This is a genomic window from Neisseria sp., assembly GCF_030530745.1.
Taxonomy (GTDB): Bacteria; Pseudomonadota; Gammaproteobacteria; order Burkholderiales; family Neisseriaceae; genus Neisseria.
Map to the genome: position 1 here is coordinate 45297 of NZ_JAUMUI010000003.1, position 19058 is coordinate 64354.

At 56.4% G+C, this 19058-nt stretch carries 16 protein-coding genes and 2 pseudogenes; 6 read left to right on the forward strand and 12 right to left on the reverse strand.

The genetic code is table 11. The features are described 5' to 3' along the window. Nucleotides 1-59 precede the first annotated feature (59 nt). Entirely contained in the window at nucleotides 60-863 is an 804-nt protein-coding gene (locus Q3970_RS01985) for a molybdopterin-binding protein (protein WP_303098936.1), read from the reverse strand. A 148-nt stretch (nucleotides 864-1011) separates the two neighbouring features. On the opposite strand from Q3970_RS01985, the gene argG reads away from it, so the two are divergent. Continuing rightward, nucleotides 1012-2361 carry an argininosuccinate synthase gene (gene argG, locus Q3970_RS01990; RefSeq protein ID WP_303098937.1) on the forward strand — a complete coding sequence of 450 codons (1350 nt, stop codon included), beginning with the start codon at nucleotides 1012-1014 and terminating at the stop codon, nucleotides 2359-2361. Nucleotides 2362-2470: 109 nt separating this feature from the next. Here argG and Q3970_RS01995 read toward each other — a convergent pair whose 3' ends face one another. The 3 genes from Q3970_RS01995 to adk all read right to left on the reverse strand — a co-directional run bounded on the left by Q3970_RS01995 (nucleotide 2471) and on the right by adk (nucleotide 5687). Further along, entirely contained in the window at nucleotides 2471-4117 is a 1647-nt protein-coding gene (locus Q3970_RS01995; protein WP_303098938.1) for a glycosyltransferase, read from the reverse strand. Between the two features lie 33 nt (nucleotides 4118-4150). Further along, nucleotides 4151-4891: a ribonuclease III gene (gene rnc, locus Q3970_RS02000; RefSeq protein ID WP_303098939.1), complete on the reverse strand. Its 741-nt coding sequence runs from the start codon at nucleotides 4889-4891 to the stop codon at nucleotides 4151-4153. A gap of 148 nt (nucleotides 4892-5039) precedes the next feature. Then, a complete protein-coding gene (gene adk, locus Q3970_RS02005) occupies nucleotides 5040-5687 on the reverse strand; it encodes an adenylate kinase (protein ID WP_303098940.1) in 648 nt (215 codons plus the stop codon). 173 nt (nucleotides 5688-5860) lie between these two features. On the opposite strand from adk, the gene recA reads away from it, so the two are divergent. Beyond that, entirely contained in the window at nucleotides 5861-6925 is a 1065-nt protein-coding gene (gene recA / locus Q3970_RS02010; RefSeq protein ID WP_303098941.1) for a recombinase RecA, read from the forward strand. Between the two features lie 78 nt (nucleotides 6926-7003). Here the strand turns inward: recA and Q3970_RS02015 are convergent. After that, nucleotides 7004-7180 (reverse strand): annotated as a pseudogene (locus Q3970_RS02015) (lipoprotein signal peptidase). 33 nt (nucleotides 7181-7213) lie between these two features. On the opposite strand from Q3970_RS02015, the gene trpE reads away from it, so the two are divergent. Beyond that, nucleotides 7214-8689, forward strand: coding sequence for an anthranilate synthase component I (gene trpE / locus Q3970_RS02020; protein ID WP_303098942.1), 1476 nt, complete (start codon nucleotides 7214-7216; stop codon nucleotides 8687-8689). A gap of 81 nt (nucleotides 8690-8770) precedes the next feature. On the opposite strand, the gene Q3970_RS02025 is transcribed toward trpE, so the two are convergent. Then, nucleotides 8771-9580, reverse strand: a complete 810-nt coding sequence (locus tag Q3970_RS02025; RefSeq protein WP_303098943.1) for an RNA methyltransferase — start codon at nucleotides 9578-9580, stop codon at nucleotides 8771-8773. A gap of 172 nt (nucleotides 9581-9752) precedes the next feature. Here Q3970_RS02025 and Q3970_RS02030 point away from each other — a divergent pair, with 172 nt between their 5' ends. Continuing rightward, the gene (locus tag Q3970_RS02030; protein WP_303098944.1) at nucleotides 9753-10541 is read left to right on the forward strand and encodes an inositol monophosphatase family protein; all 789 of its coding nucleotides are present in this window, start codon (nucleotides 9753-9755) and stop codon (nucleotides 10539-10541) included. Nucleotides 10542-11044: 503 nt separating this feature from the next. Here the strand turns inward: Q3970_RS02030 and Q3970_RS02035 are convergent. The 4 genes and pseudogenes from Q3970_RS02035 to ung all read right to left on the reverse strand — a co-directional run. After that, the gene (locus Q3970_RS02035; RefSeq protein WP_303098945.1) at nucleotides 11045-11515 is read right to left on the reverse strand and encodes a copper chaperone PCu(A)C; all 471 of its coding nucleotides are present in this window, start codon (nucleotides 11513-11515) and stop codon (nucleotides 11045-11047) included. A gap of 107 nt (nucleotides 11516-11622) precedes the next feature. Then, the gene (locus Q3970_RS02040; protein WP_303098946.1) at nucleotides 11623-12027 is read right to left on the reverse strand and encodes a diacylglycerol kinase; all 405 of its coding nucleotides are present in this window, start codon (nucleotides 12025-12027) and stop codon (nucleotides 11623-11625) included. A 30-nt stretch (nucleotides 12028-12057) separates the two neighbouring features. Next, a complete protein-coding gene (gene gshB, locus Q3970_RS02045) occupies nucleotides 12058-13014 on the reverse strand; it encodes a glutathione synthase (protein WP_303098947.1) in 957 nt (318 codons plus the stop codon). A 111-nt stretch (nucleotides 13015-13125) separates the two neighbouring features. Next, nucleotides 13126-13791 (reverse strand): annotated as a pseudogene (gene ung / locus Q3970_RS02050) (uracil-DNA glycosylase); the annotation flags it as partial. 128 nt (nucleotides 13792-13919) lie between these two features. Between ung and tgt the strand changes: the two are divergent. Together tgt and Q3970_RS02060 are read left to right on the forward strand one after the other, a co-directional pair. Next, nucleotides 13920-15035 carry a tRNA guanosine(34) transglycosylase Tgt gene (gene tgt, locus Q3970_RS02055; RefSeq protein ID WP_303098948.1) on the forward strand — a complete coding sequence of 372 codons (1116 nt, stop codon included), beginning with the start codon at nucleotides 13920-13922 and terminating at the stop codon, nucleotides 15033-15035. Nucleotides 15036-15066: 31 nt separating this feature from the next. After that, nucleotides 15067-15414 carry a rhodanese-like domain-containing protein gene (locus Q3970_RS02060; protein ID WP_303098949.1) on the forward strand — a complete coding sequence of 116 codons (348 nt, stop codon included), beginning with the start codon at nucleotides 15067-15069 and terminating at the stop codon, nucleotides 15412-15414. A 98-nt stretch (nucleotides 15415-15512) separates the two neighbouring features. On the opposite strand, the gene lpdA is transcribed toward Q3970_RS02060, so the two are convergent. Beyond that, entirely contained in the window at nucleotides 15513-17270 is a 1758-nt protein-coding gene (lpdA, locus tag Q3970_RS02065; RefSeq protein WP_303098950.1) for a dihydrolipoyl dehydrogenase, read from the reverse strand. Between the two features lie 91 nt (nucleotides 17271-17361). Further along, nucleotides 17362-19038, reverse strand: coding sequence for a dihydrolipoyllysine-residue acetyltransferase (gene aceF / locus Q3970_RS02070; RefSeq protein WP_303098951.1), 1677 nt, complete (start codon nucleotides 19036-19038; stop codon nucleotides 17362-17364). Nucleotides 19039-19058 lie beyond the last annotated feature (20 nt).

Below are 19058 nucleotides of genomic sequence, written 5' to 3' on the forward strand. Positions count from 1 at the left end.
AGCATAGTGTGAAGCGGCAGCCAAAACGGCGGCAAGGTTTCGAACAGTTCGAATACCGCTTATTCCGGTGCTTCTTCCTCCACCCGCGCCCCTGCCTGCGCCAGTTTTTCCAGCATATCCGCCCAAGCCGCATCCATATGGGCGCAGGCTTCGCCTACGGCCTTGATGCCGAATTCGATATGCGGCGGCACCTTCTCCCCTCTGCCGTTTACCCAACCGACGCTGGGCAGGCTGAACGTGCGTATGCCCGCATATTCCGCTTCGATATGCCGCATTACCGGCACAACGTGCGACTCGGGGATGCCGAACACCCATACCGAGCGCTGCCCGCTGCGGGTTTGGTGGAAACGGCCGGCATAATAGGTTTCCAGCACCCATTCGCCCATCGGTTGCGCCATCACGGGAAAGCCGGGCATGAAATAGTGTTCGCGTATCGAAAAACCGGCGATGTCGTTATAGCTGTTGGGTATCAGATCGGAGCCGGCCGGGAAATCGGCCATCAGCAGCCGCTGGCGGTGGGCGGCCGAATCAAGCGCATCGCCGCGTTTGAGCGACACGCCGTCTATCAGCGCCGCTGCTTCGGGGTGGCGCACCAGCGGCACGTCCAACGCATCGGCGGCGGCTTGGCGGGTGTGATCGTCCAAAGTGGCGCCGATGCCGCCGGTAACGAAAGTCGGCAGGCCGTCTGAAAAACTGCGGCGCAACTGTTTGGCCAAGAGCGGCCTGTCGTCAGGCAGATACTGCACCTGCCCCAAACGCAGGCCGCGCGATTCGAGCAGGTTTTTAAAAAAGGCAAAATGTTGGTCGGCGCGGCTGCCGTGCAGAATTTCATCGCCGATAATAATTAAATTGAAATCAATCATGGCATACTCTTTCCGCCGGTATGGCATTAACAATATTCATACAGGCCGCCCGAACCCGCCCCAGGCTGGACGAACAGGCCGATTCATACAATAATAGCCCGTTTTCAGGCCGTCTGAAACGGCATTTCCACATTCGATAGGATTTTCCATGAGCCAGCATAACCATACCATTTTGCAAAGCCTGCCCGCAGGCCAGAAAGTCGGCATTGCCTTTTCAGGCGGCCTCGACACCTCCGCCGCCCTGTTGTGGATGAAACTCAAAGGCGCACTGCCCTATGCCTACACTGCCGATTTGGGCCAGCCCGATGAAAGCGACTACAACGCCATTCCGAAAAAAGCCAAAGAATACGGCGCGGCAGAAGCCCGCTTAATCGACTGCCGCAGCCAGCTTGCCCATGAAGGCATCGCCGCCATCCAGTGCGGTGCGTTCCATGTTTCAACAGGCGGCATAGCCTATTTCAACACCACGCCGCTGGGCCGTGCGGTAACCGGCACCATGCTGGTTTCGGCCATGAAAGAAGACGACGTGAATATCTGGGGCGACGGCTCCACCTACAAAGGCAACGACATCGAACGCTTCTACCGCTACGGCCTGCTCACCAACCCCGCGCTGAAAATCTACAAACCCTGGCTCGACCAGCAGTTTATCGACGAGCTGGGCGGCCGTCAGGAAATGAGCGAATTTCTGATTGCCAATGGCTTCGACTACAAAATGTCGGTGGAAAAAGCCTATTCCACCGATTCGAATATGCTCGGCGCAACGCACGAAGCCAAAGATTTGGAGTTCTTGGATTCCAGCATCAAAATCGTCAAACCGATTATGGGTGTGGCGTTTTGGGATGAAAACGTGGAAGTGAAGCCCGAAGAAGTGCGCGTGCGCTTTGAAGAAGGCGTGCCCGTGGCCATCAACGGTCAGGAATACGGCGACCCGGTGGCGCTGTTTTTGGAAGCCAACCGCATCGGCGGCCGTCACGGCCTGGGCATGAGCGACCAAATCGAAAACCGCATCATCGAAGCCAAATCGCGCGGCATTTATGAAGCCCCCGGCATGGCCTTGTTCCACATTGCTTATGAACGTTTGGTAACCGGTATCCACAACGAAGACACTATTGAGCAATACCGCATCAACGGCCTGCGCCTCGGCCGCCTGCTGTATCAAGGCCGCTGGTTCGACAGCCAAGCACTGATGCTGCGCGAAACCGCCCAACGCTGGGTGGCCAAAGCCGTTACCGGCGAAGTAACTTTAGAACTGCGCCGCGGTAACGACTATTCGATTCTCAACACCGAATCGCCCAACCTCACCTACGCCCCCGAACGCCTGAGCATGGAAAAAGTGGAAAACGCCGCCTTCACCCCGCTCGACCGCATCGGCCAGCTCACCATGCGCAACCTCGACATCACCGACACCCGTGCCAAACTCGGCCTCTACTCGCAAACCGGCCTGTTGTCGCTGGGCGAAGGCTCGGTGCTGCCGCAACTGGGCAGCCGCGAAAAATAAGGTCTGCCCGATTAACGGGCGGCAGGCCGTCTGAATGCAATACTGCGCAGTTTCTGCGGAGCATTGTATTCAGACGGCCTTTATCTTTGTTTTTTCAAAACAAAATATTTCAGAACGCCCGGCAGTTACCTTTCCCTCCTGCCGTCTGAAAACCCTCTGTATTTTCCGGCGCATCCCCACCCTGCTCTGCGGCGGTTTCCAAAAATTCGTCAACCCCGCGCCCGCAGCGGGTTTTCTTTTCGTTTAACGTGGCTTTCAGCAAGGCATCGTTTTGCGGCAGCGCGGCGCGTTCGGCTTCGTTGTGCCACAGGTGGTAGGCCACGCCGGCGAATTTGAGGTTGTGCCGCTTCATGCCGCTGTGGTAGCAGCGGGCGACGAATTCGCTGTCTTCCCGCCCCCAGCCGACGAAATCGTTGTTGAAACCGTTCACGGCCAGCGCATCGTCGCGGAAAAAACCCATATTGCAGCTTTTGATGCCTTTGTGTTTGCGGTTACCGCGCTTAGCAATCAGTTTCGACAGTTTGGCCAGCCGCAGCGCGGAGAGGCGTTTTTTGATGCCGCCGCTGTAAAACGACAAATCGGGCAGCGGCAGTTGGCGGTCGGCCAGGATTTCTTCGGTGCGCTCCCTGCCGATCAATACCTGCCCGCCCTGAATCAAACGGCCTTTACGGGCAACGGCGATATGGTCGGCGATAAACGAAGGGTCGAGCATCATATCGCCGTCGATGATAATCAGATAATCGGAAGAAGCGGCGGCAATAGCCCTGTTTCGCGATTGTGCGGCGCGGAAGCCTTCGTCTTTCTGCCAGGTATGTTTTACAGGCACGGGGCTGACTTGAGCAAATTTGCCCACAACTTCGGTGGTACGGCGGTCGGAACCGTCGTCGGCGACGATGATTTCCTGCGGCAGGCGGGTTTGCGCAAGGGCGGACTTCAACACCAGCGCCAGCGCGTCGGGGCGGTTGTAGGTGGTGATAATCAGCGACACGCCCATATTGCGGTTGTGTTCGTAGAGCTTAACGTATTTGTAATATGAGTTTTGCGCGTTAATGGTAGAAATAACCAGCCCGTCGGCACCGTAAGCAAAACCCTTGCGCAAAATATAACTTCTGAAAAACGCCCATCCGCCGTGCAATACGGCCTTGAACACGGAAGAAGTTTTGCGGTAGCGGTTTTCTTCGGCATAAAGCGTGCTGTATTGCTGCATCTTTTGAATCAGCCCCTCGGCATTCTGATACGAATAGTGCTTCAGGCAGCCTTTGAGCGGGCGCACATGGATTTGGGGCGGCAGTTCCAGCGATTCGTGTACGCGCCGGTTGTTGAAGCCGGCATAGTTGCGGTGGTAGAGACGCGGCAGTATGTCGGGATACCAGCCGCAGGCTTTGATAAAGCGGCCGTTATAATGGTTGAGGCGCGAGAGGGTGTAAACGGTGTTGGGGTCGTTGTGCTCCACCGCCGCGCGTATGCTGGCAACCAGCTCGGCATCGGGCACTTCGTCGCTGTCGATGCTGAAAATCCAAGGGTGTTTGGCCATGGAGGCGGCAAGGTTTTTCATGGGGCCGAAGCCGGTGAACCCGTGTTTGCACACGCGCACGTTGGCAAACCCTGCGGCGATTTCGAGTGTACGGTCGGTCGAGCCGTTGTCGAGCAGCAGCACTTCGTCGAAATCGGCCAGCGCGGCGAGCACCTCGGCCAGATAGCGTTCGGAATTCTTAACCAGCATGGCGGCGCTGGCGGGTATTTTTCGTGTTGGCATAATCAAACCGTTGCAGGCCGTCTGAAAACTTTTTCAGACGGCATTTGTTTTCGTGATACTTTCCCGCGCACGGGGCGGGTATTTTTCTGCCAGCCACGCCAGCGCCTGCTTGGCGGCTTCCTGCTCGGCCGCGCGGCGGCTGCCGGCTTTGGCGGTGGTGATAAAGCCCAGCTCGCCCAAATCGCAGGCGATGGTGAATTCGGCGTTGCAGCCTTCGCCGTGCTGCGCTTCGATGCGGTATTTGGGCAGTGCCAAACGGCGCGCCTGCAAGGTTTCCTGCAACAGGGTTTTGGCGTCTTTGCCCTGCCCTGCGGCATCGGCGCCGGCCACCCGCTGCGCAAACAGGCGGCGCACGGTTTCTTCGGCAGTGTTGAAGTCGGCATCGAAACTGATGGCGGCGAAAACGGCTTCCATGGCGTCGGCCAGAATCGAAGGCCGGTTGAAACCGCCGCTTTTGAGTTCGCCCGGCCCTAAAAACAGCGCGTCGCCCACATTCAGCGAAACGGCGATGGCGGCCAGCGTGTCTTGGTTGACCAAGTTGGCGCGCATACGCGAAAGGCGGCCTTCTGGCAGCTCGGTAAAGGTTTCGAACAGCATTTTGGCAACGGTATAGTTGAGTATGGCATCACCCACAAATTCAAAACGTTCGTTGTTGCGTGAGGAAAAACTGCGGTGGGTGAGCGCCTGCTCCAAAAGTTCGGGGCGTTTGAAGGTGTGGCCGAGCCGCTGCTGGATTTGTTGCAGCGCGCGCTGTTTGACGGGGTTGGGCTTCATGCGGGTTCTTTCGTTTTCAGTCAGCCCGAATGCTTTTCAACACTTAAAAAACGCAAATGCAGAAAAGGTTTAAGGCTGGTTAATCGTTAAAAGTTTAAAAGGCCGTCTGAAAACATTTTCAGACGGCCTGCTATTGTATAACAAATGTTTATTTGCCCAAAGCTGCCAGCACTTCCGCCTTCACGGTTTCAACGGCCTGCGTGCCGTCCACCTTGATGTATTTGGGCGCGTGCTCGCCGGTGAGTTTGCTGTAAAACCCGATTAACACGGCGGTTTGGTCGTGATACACCTCGAGGCGTTTTTTCACGGTTTCTTCTTTGTCGTCGTCGCGCTGGATCAAATCCTCGCCGGTTACGTCGTCTTTGCCCTCGGTTTTCGGCGGGTTGAACGTAACGTGGTAGGTGCGGCCCGAAGGCAGGTGCACACGGCGGCCGCTCATGCGGTTCACAATCACCGCATCGGGCACGTCGATTTCCACAACCGCGTCCAAATCCACGCCCGCCTCCACCATCGCTTCGGCCTGCGCCAGCGTGCGCGGGAAACCGTCGAACAGAAAACCGTTGTTGCAGTCGCTCTGCGCGATGCGCTCTTTCACCATGCCGATGATGATGTCGTCGCGCACCAGGCCGCCTTCGTCGATGATTTTTTTCGCTTCCAAACCCAAAGGCGTGCCGGCCTTAATCGCCGCGCGCAGCATATCGCCGGTGGAAATTTGCGGAATGCCGAAAGCGGCGGTGATAAATTGCGCCTGCGTGCCTTTGCCCGCACCCGGCGCGCCGAGCAGTAATACTTTCATGTGTGTTCCTTCAAACGAGTTGATAGAGGCAGAAATATTCCGGCGCTTATCTTAATATGGTTGGGCGGTTGTGAAAAGGCCGTCTGAAAAGCAGGTGAAAACTTTTTCGGGCAGGGGCGATTTGTGCGATAATCTGCCCGAAATTTCCAACCGACATTCCACACGAGAACATCATGGCAGACGAAAAAAACAAACCCGACGATAAAAGCAAAGCGCTTGCCGCCGCGCTGGCGCAAATCGAAAAAAACTTCGGCAAAGGCTCCATCATGAAGATGGACGGCAGCCATCAAGACGAAAATCTGGAAGTAATTTCCACCGGCTCGCTCGGCTTGGATTTGGCGCTGGGCGTGGGCGGCCTGCCGCGCGGCCGCGTGGTTGAAATTTTCGGCCCCGAATCTTCGGGCAAAACCACCCTGTGTTTGGAAGCCGTTGCCCAATGCCAGAAAAACGGCGGCATCTGCGCCTTTATCGATGCCGAACACGCCTTCGATCCTGTTTACGCCCGCAAACTCGGCGTGAAAGTGGAAGATCTTTATCTTTCCCAGCCCGACACCGGCGAGCAGGCGCTGGAAATCTGCGACACGCTGGTGCGCAGCGGCGGCCTGGATATGGTGGTGGTCGATTCCGTTGCCGCGCTGGTGCCCAAAGCCGAAATCGAAGGCGAAATGGGCGACAGCCACGTCGGCCTGCAGGCCCGCCTGATGAGCCAGGCGCTGCGCAAACTCACCGGCCACATCAAAAAAACCAACACCCTCGTAATATTCATCAACCAAATCCGCATGAAAATCGGCGTGATGTTCGGCAGCCCCGAAACCACCACCGGCGGCAACGCGCTGAAGTTCTACGCCTCCGTGCGCCTCGATATCCGCCGCACCGGCCAAATCAAAAAAGGCGACGACATTTTGGGCAACGAAACCAAAGTGAAAGTAATTAAAAACAAAGTCGCCCCGCCCTTCCGCCAAGCCGAGTTCGACATCCTCTACGGTGAAGGCATCAGCTGGGAAGGCGAGCTGGTGGATTTGGGCGTGAAATACGGCATCGTCGAAAAATCCGGCGCATGGTATGCCTATAACGGCGCCAAAATCGGCCAAGGCAAAGACAACGTGCGCGTGTGGCTGAAAGAAAACCCCGAAGTGGCCGACGAAATCGATGCCAAAATCCGCGCCAAAGCCGGCACCAACGTGCAGATTACCGAAGGCATACCCGACGAAACCGACGGCGAAGCGCCCGAAGAATAAACCGCCTCCGCCCCGTCCGACAGGCCGTCTGAAAGCGTTTTCAGACGGCCTTTCTCCACCCTGCAATCTTGAAAACTGCTATACTTCGCGCATTTCCCCAACCTGAGACCTTTGCAAAACCTCCAGATGTGGATGCAGTTCAAGGCGTAGCAGCGCAGCGAGCGCAGACATATCAAACACAAGGCTAAGCGAGCGAGCAGTACCCTAAAGGGCATAAACGCACAACGCAGAAATGCGCCGCAGATGGGGGTGCAAAGGTCTCAACCTGTTTTTCAGGCCGCCCAAAACATGATCAGCAAACAAGAATACCAAGCCCAAGCCGCCGCAGGCTACAACCGCATCCCGCTGGTGCAGGAGTTGTTGGCCGACCTCGACACCCCGCTGTCGCTCTACCTCAAACTGGCCAACCGGCCCTACACCTACCTGCTCGAATCAGTGGTGGGCGGCGAACGTTTCGGCCGCTATTCCTTTATCGGCCTGCCCTGCCGCACCTGGCTCAAAGCATCGGGCAAACACGTCGATGTATATTGCAACGGCGAAATCACCGAACAGTTCGACGGCAACCCGCTTACCTTCATCGAAGCCTTCCACCAACGTTTCAAAACACCCGAAATCCCCAACCTGCCCCGCTTCACCGGCGGCCTGGTCGGCTATTTCGGCTACGAAACCATCTACAACTTCGAACATTTCGCCCACCGCTTCCAAAACAGCGGCAAGCCCGACACCATCGGCACGCCCGATATTTTATTGATGCTCTCGCAAGAGCTGGCTGTGGTCGATAACCTTTCCGGAAAAATCTACTTAATCGTGTATGCAAACCCCGCCGAAGAGAACGGCTACGAAGCCGCGCGCGAACGGCTGGAAGACCTGCGCACCCGCCTGCGCCAAAGCTGCGCCATCCCGCTCTCGCTCGGCAGCAGAAAAACCGAACCGCAGCACGAAACCGGCGAAGCGCGCTATAAAGAATACGTGCGCAAAATCCGCCGGTATATTCTCGACGGCGACTGCATGCAGGTGGTGCCCAGCCAGCGCATGAAGCTGGAATTCACCGACCACCCGCTCTCGCTCTACCGCGCCCTGCGCACGCTCAACCCCTCACCCTATATGTTTTACTACGATTTCGGCGGTTTCCACATCGTCGGCTCGTCGCCCGAAATCCTCGTTCGCCGCGAACGCGACACCATCGTCGTACGCCCCATCGCCGGCACCCGCCTGCGCGGCAAAACCCCTGCCGAAGACCTTGCCAACGAGCAAGACCTGCTCGGCGACGCCAAAGAAACCGCCGAACATGTGATGTTGATTGATTTGGGTCGCAACGACGTCGGCCGCGTCAGCCGCACAGGCGAAGTGAAAGTAACCGACAAAATGGTGATCGAGCGCTATTCGCACGTGATGCACATCGTATCTAACGTGGAAGGCCGTCTGAAAAACGGCGTGAACAATATGGAAATCCTCGCAGCCACCTTCCCCGCCGGCACGCTTTCCGGCGCCCCCAAAGTGCGCGCGCTCGAAATCATCGAAGAGCTGGAGCCGGCCAAACGCTGCATCTACGGCGGAGCCGTCGGCTGTTGGAGCTTCAACAACGATATGGACTTGGCCATTGCCATCCGCACCGCCGTGATTAAAAACGGCACGCTCTATGTGCAAAGCGGCGGCGGTATCGTTGCCGATTCGGAAGAAGAAGCCGAATGGCAGGAAACCCAAAACAAAGCCCGCGCGGTATTGCGGGCGGCTCAGATGGTGCAGGAAGGTTTGGATAAGTAGGTGTGCAGAATGTGTCGGACTCGGTTCCGTTACAAGCCTAAAAATACCTTTATTTACGCGTTTTATCAAAAACCAACCTGTTCAATCTTTCAGATTCCTTTTCACCGTATTTAAAAACCCGCGCAAAATATCAATATCTTCGGTTTGCGTGCCCGCCCGCATAAACAGGCTCCGCATACGGCGCATCAGGCGGTCGCTGTTGCGGCGGTTGAAAAAGCCCACGCTTTCCATCACGCTTTGCATATGGGCAACCATACCGGCGATTTGTTCGTGGGTGGCGGGGCGGGTTTCCTGCGCCAGATGCGTCATCGGCACACCGGTTTGGCTGAACAGCTCGTAGCACACCACCTGCACGGCCTGCGCAAGGTTGAGCGAGAAATAGTCGGGGTTGCCGTTGATGGTCATCAGGCGGTTGCAGCTTTGCACTTCTTCGATGCTCAAACCGAAAGTTTCGTTGCCGAACACCAGCGCCGCCTGCTGCCCCTGCGCGGCGGCCTGCAACAGCTCGGGAACCAGCTCACGCGGGGTTTGCAGCGGCGCGGCCAGCTCGCGTTTGCGGCTGGTAAGCGCACAGCTCAGGGAGGTATCGGCCAACGCTTCACTCAAGGTAGAACAGATACAGGCGTTTTCGAGCACATCTGCCGCCCCCGAAGCCAGCACGAAGCTTTCTTCGGGCAGCCTGAACGACTGCGGATCTGCGGCGTCGAACACGGGCGGGTGTGCCGTTACCGGCGTGGCGATAAGCTGCGGGGCAACCAGCGTTAAACGGTGCAGACCCATGGTTTTCATGGCGCGGGCGGCAGAGCCGATATTGGCGGGATGGCTGGTGCGCGCGAGCACGATGCGGATATTGCCGAGATAATCCGGCAGCGCGGGTTTGGGATTGTTCATGTTTTATTTTCGTAACGGGGGTATAATACAGGCTTTGATTTCACTGTTCAGACGGCCTGAAGCCAAATTGGAAAGGCCGTCCGAAGCGTTCTTTAAAAAACATTGGAAACCGCAAAACGCCAAGTTGGTTTGCGTATTATTTTACCCGATTAGCCCGATTGGAAAAGCCATCATGAACCCGATTTTAAACACCGCCTTCAAAGCCGCGCGCAAAGCAGGCGATATGATGATACGCGCCTCACGAAATTTAGATGCCGTAAAAACCGACAGCAAAGCGTTTAACGATTTCGTTTCCGATGTCGACCGCACTTCCGAGGCCATTCTGACCGACGCCCTCAAAGAAGCCTATCCCCACCACAAAATCACCGCCGAAGAAGGCGGCACGCAAGGCAAAGCCGGTGCCGAATACGAGTGGATCATCGACCCGCTCGACGGCACCACCAACTATCTGCACGGCCATCCGCAATATGCAATTTCAATGGCGCTGCTGCACAAAGGCGTACTGCAGGAAGCCTTGGTTTACGCCCCCGAGCGCAACGATTTATACATGGCCTCGCGCGGCCAAGGCGCGCTGCTCAACGACCGCCGCATCCGCGTATCCAACCGCATAGAGTTAAACCGCTGCCTGATCGGCACCGGCTTTCCCGTAGTCGACCAAAGCATGATGGACACCTACCTCGCCATTCTGAAAGACATTCTCGCCAAAACCGCAGGCGGCCGCCGCGAAGGATCGGCCGCACTCGATTTATGCGCCGTGGCCTGCGGCCGTTTGGACGGCTTTTTCGAATTCAACCTCAAACCGTGGGACATCGCCGCCGGCGCCTTAATCGTGCAGGAAGCAGGCGGCATCGTTACTGATATGCAGGGCAACGAAGGCTGGCTGGAAAGCGGCGACACGGTGGCAGGCAACCCGAAAGTGCTCGCGCAGATGCTGCAAATCATCGCGCCGCACGTGAAATAAACGTTTGCAGCCTTCACCGTTTCCGCTAAAACCGGCACGGGCTTGATACAGTTTCCGTTTTGGTTTGAAGCGGCAAGGCAAATATCAACAGACCCTTACATTCGCCTAACAGTGCAGCTTTCCATCAACAGAAAAGGCCGGTATGCGGCAGCATACTGCTTTTCCTGACAAGAAAGATTGCAATACGGCTTACACAACCGACTTCAGAGCAACGGTACTGCATTTCCAAACACTACCGCAACCTGCCCTTACGACAAACCGCACAAACCATCGGCTGCCCCCCATCCCCGTCGGCCGCAAAAACGGCGGCAGCCTCTACCCCCGCCTGCGCACCGTCTCCAAACCCTAGGGTCTGTTGACATTCAACGCAACGGCGAATTTCAGAAAAGCGGGGGCCGTCTGAAAACGGAGTGAAATAAAACTGTTGTCCGAGCATTTCCCTACACATAAAAATCCCCGCCGGTTTATTGCGGGGATTTTTTCCCGGCTTCTGCCATCAGGCCTTAATGTGCCGAATGGCCGCCTTGATTATGCCCGTTTCCGCTGTCTTTGGGCGCCGTGTTGACATCAACGTTAATGGTTTGCGGTTTCGCCCTTTTGAATTTGAGGGTAACCGGAACTTTTTCACCCTGCTTCAACGGCCGTTTCAAACCCATAAACATGATATGGTAGCTGCCGGGCTTCAGCTCGGTGGTTTGGCCTGCTTTCAGCGGAATCCCGCCTTCCACTTCGCGCATGCGCATCACGCCGTTGTCGTTAACGTGGGTGTGCACTTCGATTTTGTCTGATACCGGGCTGCTTCCGCCGATCAGAAAATCGTCCCTGCGGGTATCGTTCTTGATATTCATAAACGCACCGCCCATATGCATACCTTCTACGGTAGCGCGCGCCCAAGGCTTCTCTACGGTTATGCCCGCCGCAAACGCAGTCTGGCAGATGCCTGCCATAACCAACGCACCTAACAGTTTTTTCATGGCTTTCTCCTTAATCACAGGTTGTGGAAAAATCACAGATTGCTGAAAGTACCGCATTTATACCCGAAAAAATTACTCATGTATTTTAATTTATATCAAAAAAAATGCTAGAAAAGATTCAACCCATATTCGCGCCAAAGCGCCATAAACCATAACACGGCCAGCAGAACCAAAGCCAGCATCTGCGCGGCGGAACCTGCATCTTTGGCGCGTTTGGCCAGCTCGTGCCGTGCGGTGGAGGTGTGATCGACGGCGGCTTCAACAGCAGTGTTAAAAAGCTCGACGATCAGCGTCAGAAACGATGCGGATATCAGCATCATACGGGTTGCAGGGCCGAAATTGAGAACAAAGGCCAGCGCAACCAATAAAATATTAAGCCAAACCAACTGGCGGAAAGCGCTTTCGTAGCGGTATGCCGCGCTGAGGCCGTCGCGCGAATAACCAACGGCTTTAATCATGCGCGTAATGCCTTTTTTTCCTTTAACTGTTTCTGCATATCGTTCATTCTGCATGATTCTTATCCTGTTTGTTTTCAGACGGCCTTACGGTTTTGCCCATGCCGCAACGGCATCGGCGAACATGGCTGCCACATCAAAGCCTTTCTGCTTCATGATTTCCTGAAAACCGGTGGGGCTGGTTACGTTGACTTCGGTGAGACAGTCGCCGATTACGTCCAAGCCTGCCAGCAAAATGCCGCGGCGTTTCAATTCGGGCGCGAGGGTTTCGGCGATTTCGCGGTCGCGCGCGGAAAGCTCCTGCGCCACGCCGCGCCCGCCTGCGGCCAGGTTGCCGCGCGTTTCGCCGTTTTGCGGGATACGCGCCAGCGCAAACGGCACCACTTCGCCGCCAATCACCAACACGCGTTTGTCGCCGTGCACGATTTCGGGAATATAACGCTGCGCCATGATGGTGCGCGTGTCGAGCTGCATAAGGGTTTCGAGTATGCTTCCGGTGTTGGGGTCGGCTTCGGTGAGGCGGAAGATGCCCATGCCCCCCATACCGTCGAGCGGTTTTACGATGATGTCGCCGTGTTCCTGCAGAAAGGCGCGCACGTCGGCGGCGCGGGTGCTCACCAGCGTGGGCGCGGTAAAGCGGCCGAAATTCAGAATTGCCAGTTTTTCGTTGAAATCGCGCATGGCCTGCCCGCTGTTAAACACTTTCGCTCCCTGCCCTTCGGCCAGCGTGAGCAGCTGGGTGGCGTAGAGATACTGCATATCGAAAGGCGGGTCGGTGCGCATAATCACGGCATCGAAATCTTTCAAGGCCGTCTGAATTTTACCGCCTGCTCTGAACCATTCGTGGTCGTGATCATTTTTCGCGCCGGCAAACTCAAACGGTGCGGCCTGCGCCGCTACGCTGCCGTTTTGCACCGAAAGCTCGCTGCTCAGTGTATGAAACAGCGCCCAGCCGCGCGCGGCCATTTCGCGCATCATGGCGTAGGTGGTGTCTTTATAGGTTTTGAAAGTTGCCAACGGGTCGGCGATAAATAAGATTTTCATAGGTTTCCTTTTGAATCCGGCCAATCATACATGCTGATACCTTTGCAAAAACCGCCTTCAGGCCGTCTGAAAATACCGCTGCGGTTTCAGACGGCCGCAATTGTGTTTTCACTACACCTGCCAATCCACCACGCCCAACCCGTGTTGCTGCAAATAAGCGTTGGCCTGCGAAAAATGGCGGCAGCCGAAAAATCCGCGGTAGGCCGACAGCGGCGACGGATGCGGCGCGCTCAACACCAAATGGCGGCTGCGGTCGATAAACGCGCCTTTCTTCTGCGCGTGGCTGCCCCACAGCATAAACACCACGTTGCGGCGGTGTTCATTCAATTGCGCAATCACGCAGTCGGTAAACTGCTCCCAACCCAGCGCGGCGTGGGAATGCGCCTGATGCGCGCGCACGGTGAGTACGGTGTTGAGCAGCAGCACGCCCTGGTCCGCCCAATGTTGCAGATAACCGTGATTGGGAATGCGAAAGCCTGCGATATCGCTTGCCAGCTCTTTATAGATATTCGCCAGCGACGGCGGAATATCCACTTCGGGGCGCACCGAAAACGCCAGCCCGTGCGCCTGCCCCGCGCCGTGATAAGGATCTTGCCCCAGAATCACCACCTTCACTTGGCCGAACTCGGTGGCTTTGAACGCATTAAACACATCGGCCGCCGGCGGATACACCGTCTGCCCGCTTGCGCGCTCGGCTTTAACGGTGCTCAGAATATGTTGGAAATAAGGCTGCTGCTTCTCCGCGCCGAGGGCGTCGTGCCAAGTCTGCATAAACTGCTCCGTAAACGGTGTGAACGAACCGTGCCATTATATAAGAAAGGCCGCCCGAAATGTTTCAGACGGCCTTACCGCACCAAGCGATAGACTATATAATCGCAGCCTGACTATATTTTTTCCGCTTTGCCATGCTTAAATTCACCCTGCACAAAACCGACGGCCACGCCCGACGCGGCACGCTCGAACTCAACCACGGCAAAATCGAAACCCCCGTATTCATGCCCGTGGGCACCTACGGCTCGGTGAAGGCGATGACACCGCAAAACCTGCACGATATCAACGCGCAGATTATCCTCGGCAACACCTATCATTTATGGCTGCGCCCCGGGTTGGAGGTAATCGAACAATTCGGCGGACTGCACCGGTTTATCGGCTGGGACAAACCCATTCTCACCGATTCGGGCGGTTTTCAGGTGTTTTCGCTCTCCGATATGCGCAAACTCACCGAAGAAGGCTGTACCTTCAAAAGCCCGATTAACGGAGACAAACTGTTTTTATCGCCCGAAATCTCGATGAAAATCCAAACCGTGCTCAACTCCGACATCGTGATGCAGCTCGACGAATGCACGCCCGGCGAAGCCTCGCACGAACAGGCGAAAAAATCACTGCAAATGAGCCTGCGCTGGGCGGAGCGCAGCAAAAAAGCGTTTGAAGATTTGAACAACCCTAATGCCCTCTTCGGCATAGTGCAAGGCGCGATGTATGAAGACCTGCGCGAAGAATCGCTGCGCGGGCTGGAGCAGTTTGACTTTCCCGGGCTGGCCATCGGCGGCTTGAGCGTAGGCGAACCCAAGCCCGAAATGTACCGTATGCTGCGCGCCGTCGGTCCGATGCTGCCCGCGCACAAACCGCATTACCTGATGGGCGTGGGCACGCCCGAAGATTTGGTGTACGGCGTGGCGCACGGCGTGGATATGTTCGACTGCGTGATGCCCACACGCAACGCCCGCAACGGCTGGCTGTTCACCCGCTTCGGCGACATCAAAATCAAAAACGCCAAACACAAACACGACACCCGCCCGCTCGACGAAACCTGCACCTGCTACGCCTGCAAAAACTTCAGCCGCGCCTATCTTTATCATTTGCACAAAGCCGGCGAAATCCTCGGCGCGCAACTGAACACCATCCACAACCTGCATTTTTATCAGGTAATCATGGCAGAAATGCGCGAAGCCATCGAACAGGGCAGGTTTGCCGGCTGGCAGGCGCAGTTCCACGAAAACCGCGCGCGCGGCACAGACTGAAAATTTGCCGGCTTTAAACAGGGAGAATCCGATGCAAACCAAATTGCTTTCATTTATTTTAGGTATCGCGATGATACAGGCGGCTTTTGCCGATGTGCTTATCGACGTTCGCTCGCCCGAAGAATATGCCCGGTCCCATATCAAAAACGCCGTACTTATGCCCGTAAATACGGTGAAAAACAATATTGCCGCCGTTGCACCCGATAAAGCGGAAACGGTTTACATCTATTGCCGCAGCGGCAACCGTGCTGAAAGTGCGCGCCAAACGCTGCTTTCAATGGGCTATACCGATGTGAAAAACTTAGGCGGTTTGGAAGATGCCCGTATGTTTCTTCAAAAACACCCCAAAACAGCTGCCTCAATCCGGAAACCGAAATAAAAGCCGGATGAAGCGCAATAAACAATCCGGCATTTTCCAATAATAACAGGCCGTCTGAAACTTTCAGACGGCCTGTTAACACAACAGCGGCAACCGCTTTATTTCTTACGTTGCGGCGGCAAATCGGTGCACACGCCTAAAGCCACCTCAGCGGCAAGGCCGATGGTTTCGCCCAAGGTCGGATGCGGGTGGATGGTTTTGCCGATATCGGCCGCATCGCAGCCCATTTCGATGGCCAGACAGATTTCGCCGATCATGTCGCCGCCATTGGGGCCGACGATGCCGCCGCCGATGATGCGGCCGGTTTCCGCGTCGAAAATCAGCTTGGTAAAACCCTGATCGCAACCGTTGGCGATGGCTCGGCCGGAAGCTGCCCACGGGAAGTTGGCTTTGGTGATTTTGATGCCCTGCTCTTTGGCAAAAGTTTCGGTTACGCCCACCCACGCCACTTCGGGAGCGGTGTAGGCCACACCGGGAATCACGCGGGCATCGAAATAGGCTTTGTGGCCGGCGCAGTTTTCGGCGGCAACGTGGCCTTCGTGCACGGCTTTATGCGCCAGCATGGGCTGGCCGACGATGTCGCCAATGGCGTAGATGTGCGGCACGTTGGTGCGCATCTGTTTGTCCACTTCGATGAAGCCGCGCTCGGTAACGGCCACACCGGCGTTTTCTGCACCGATTAATTTGCCGTTGGGCGCACGGCCTGCCGCCACCAGCACCACATCGTAACGTTGCGGCCCTTGGGGGGCGTTGGCGCCTTCGAAAGTAACGTAAATGCCGTCTTCTTTCGGCTCCACCGCCACGGTTTTGGTGTTGACCATAATGTTGTCGAAGCGGTATTCGTTCTGCTTCTGCCACACTTTCACCAAGTCGCGGTCGGCGCCCTGCATCAGGCCGTCCATCATTTCGACCACGTCTAAACGCGTGCCCAGCGTGCTGTACACCGTACCCATTTCGAGGCCGATAATGCCGCCGCCGATAATCAGCATTTTGCCCGGCACCGATTTGAGGGCGAGTGCGCCGGTCGAATCGATGATGCGCGGGTCTTCGGGAATAAACGGCAGGTTCACCACGCGGCTGCCGGCGGCGATGATGGCGTTTTTAAACGCAACGGTTTGTTTTTCGCCGGTTTCGTCTTTACCGCTGCCGGTGGTCAGCACCACTTCCATGTGGTTGGAGCCGACGAATTTGCCGTTGCCGCGAATCACGTCGACTTTGCGCATTTTCGCCATGCCGGCCAAACCGCCGGTAAGCTTGCCGATTACTTTTTCTTTATAGGCGCGCAACATATCGATATCCAGCTCGGGTTCGGGATATTTGATGCCGTTGGCGGCCAGATGGCGCACTTCGTCGATTACGTTGGCGTTGTGCAGCAGGGCTTTAGAGGGGATGCAGCCCACGTTCAGGCACACGCCGCCCAAGGTGGCGTAACGCTCGACGATAGCAACTTTCAAGCCTTCGTCGGCTGCGGCAAACGCGGCGGAATAACCACCGGGGCCGCCGCCCAGCACCACAACGTCGTATTCGGCATCGGCCTTGCCGCCGAATTGCGCGGCCTGAGACGCGGCAGCAGCCTTAGGGGCTTCCTGCTGCGCGGCTTCGGCTTTGGGCGATTCTGCGGCGGCTTCAATCACGGCAATCACGCCGCCTTCCGAAATTTTACCGCCCACTTGCACTTTTACTTCTTTCACCACGCCGGCGGCTTCGGCCGGCACGTCCATGGTAGCTTTATCGGTTTCCAGCGTAATCAGCGTATCTTCAACCGCCACAGTGTCGCCCGCTTTGATTTCTACGGCGATGATGTCCACGTTTTCATGGCCGCCGATGTCGGGCACTTTCAATTCAATCAAGCTCATGTTTCAGCCTTTCTTTTCAGGCAGTCCTGCCTGTTTCAATACAGTTTTTCAGACGGCCTGCCGTTTCCGGCGGATGCCGTCTGAAAAGTTTTTACAGCACCACGCGGCGGAAGTCTTTCAGCAGGTTTGCGAGATACACGGTAAAACGCATACCGGCCGCACCGTCGATAACGCGGTGGTCGAACGACAGGCTCAGCGGGCACATCAGGCGCGGTTCGAAAGCCGAGCCGTTCCACACGGGCTTCATCTGCGATTTGCACACGCCCAAAATGGCCACTTCCGGAGCGTTGACAATCGGGGTAAAGCCGGTACCGCCGATGCCGCCCAAGCTGGAAATAGTAAAACATGCGCCCTGCATTTCTTGCGGTTTGAGTTTGCCTTCGCGAGCTTTTTTGCTTAATTCGGCCAGCTCTTGCGAGATTTCTTTCAAGCCTTTCTTATCCACGTCTTTAATCACGGGCACAACCAAACCGTTGGGCGTGTCGGCGGCAAAGCCGATGTTGTAGTATTTTTTCAATACCAGATTGTCGCCGTCGAGTGAGGCGTTAAATTCGGGGAAAGCTTTCAGTGCCGTTACCGATGCTTTGATAATGAAAGCCAAGGGCGACAGTTTCACGCCTTCGCGCTCCCATTCTTTGTTGAGCTGCCTGCGGAATTCTTCCAAATCGGTCATGTCGGCATCTTCATTAACGGTAACATGGGGGATCACCACCCAGTTGCGCGACAGGTTTTGGCCGGAAATCTTCTTGATGCGGGAAAGTTCTTTAACCTCGATTTCGCCGAACTTGCCGAAATCGACTTTCGGCCACGGCAGCAGGTCGAGGCCGCCTCCCAAAGAAGCAGTGGCTGCAGCCGGGGCAGCTTTGCCCGCACCACCCTGCATGGCGGCTTTTACAAAGGCTTTAATGTCTTCGCCGACGATGCGGCCTTTGGCTCCGGTTCCTTTTACCAAACCCAAATCCACACCCAGCTCGCGTGCCAGTTTGCGGGCGGAGGGGCCTGCGTGGGCTTTGGCAAATGCTGCTTCGTTGACCGGGGTATTGCCGAATGCAGCTACGGGGGCGGCATCGGCTTTAGGTGCGGCAGGAGCCGGAGCAGCTTGTTGTGCGGGAGCGGCTGCGGGTGTTTCGGCTTTCGCTTCTTGAACCGGTGTGGCAGCAGCGGCGGAGGCACCACCCGCGGCTTCCACTTCGATAATTTGAGTGCCTTGCGAAACTTTGTCGCCCACTTTCACATAAACCGCCTTTACCACACCGGCTGCGGTACTGGGCACGTCCATGGTGGCTTTGTCGGTTTCCAAAGTAATCAGGGTATCGTCTTCCGATACGGTATCACCTACTTTGATTTCTACGGCAATCACATCCACATTATTGTGGCCGCCGATGTCAGGCACTTCTACTTTAACGGTTGCGCCGCCTGCCTGTGCGGCAGGAGCGGGAACGGCCGTTTGGGCGGCTGAGGGAGCAGCGGCAGCGGTAGGGGCAGCCTCAGGCGCTTTTTCTGCCGGAGCGGGCGCGGCGGCGGCACCGGCGGCTTCCACCAGCACAATAACGCTGCCTTCCGACACTTTGTCGCCCACTTTCACTTTCACTTCTTTCACCACGCCTGCGGCGTCGGCCGGCACGTCCATGGTGGCCTTGTCGGTTTCCAGCGTGATCAGCGTGTCGTCGACGGCGATGGTGTCGCCCGCTTTCACTTCAACGGCAATCACGTCCACATCGCTGTGGCCGCCAATGTCGGGTACTTTGATTTCTACGATCTGACTCATCGTGATATTCCTTTATCAAC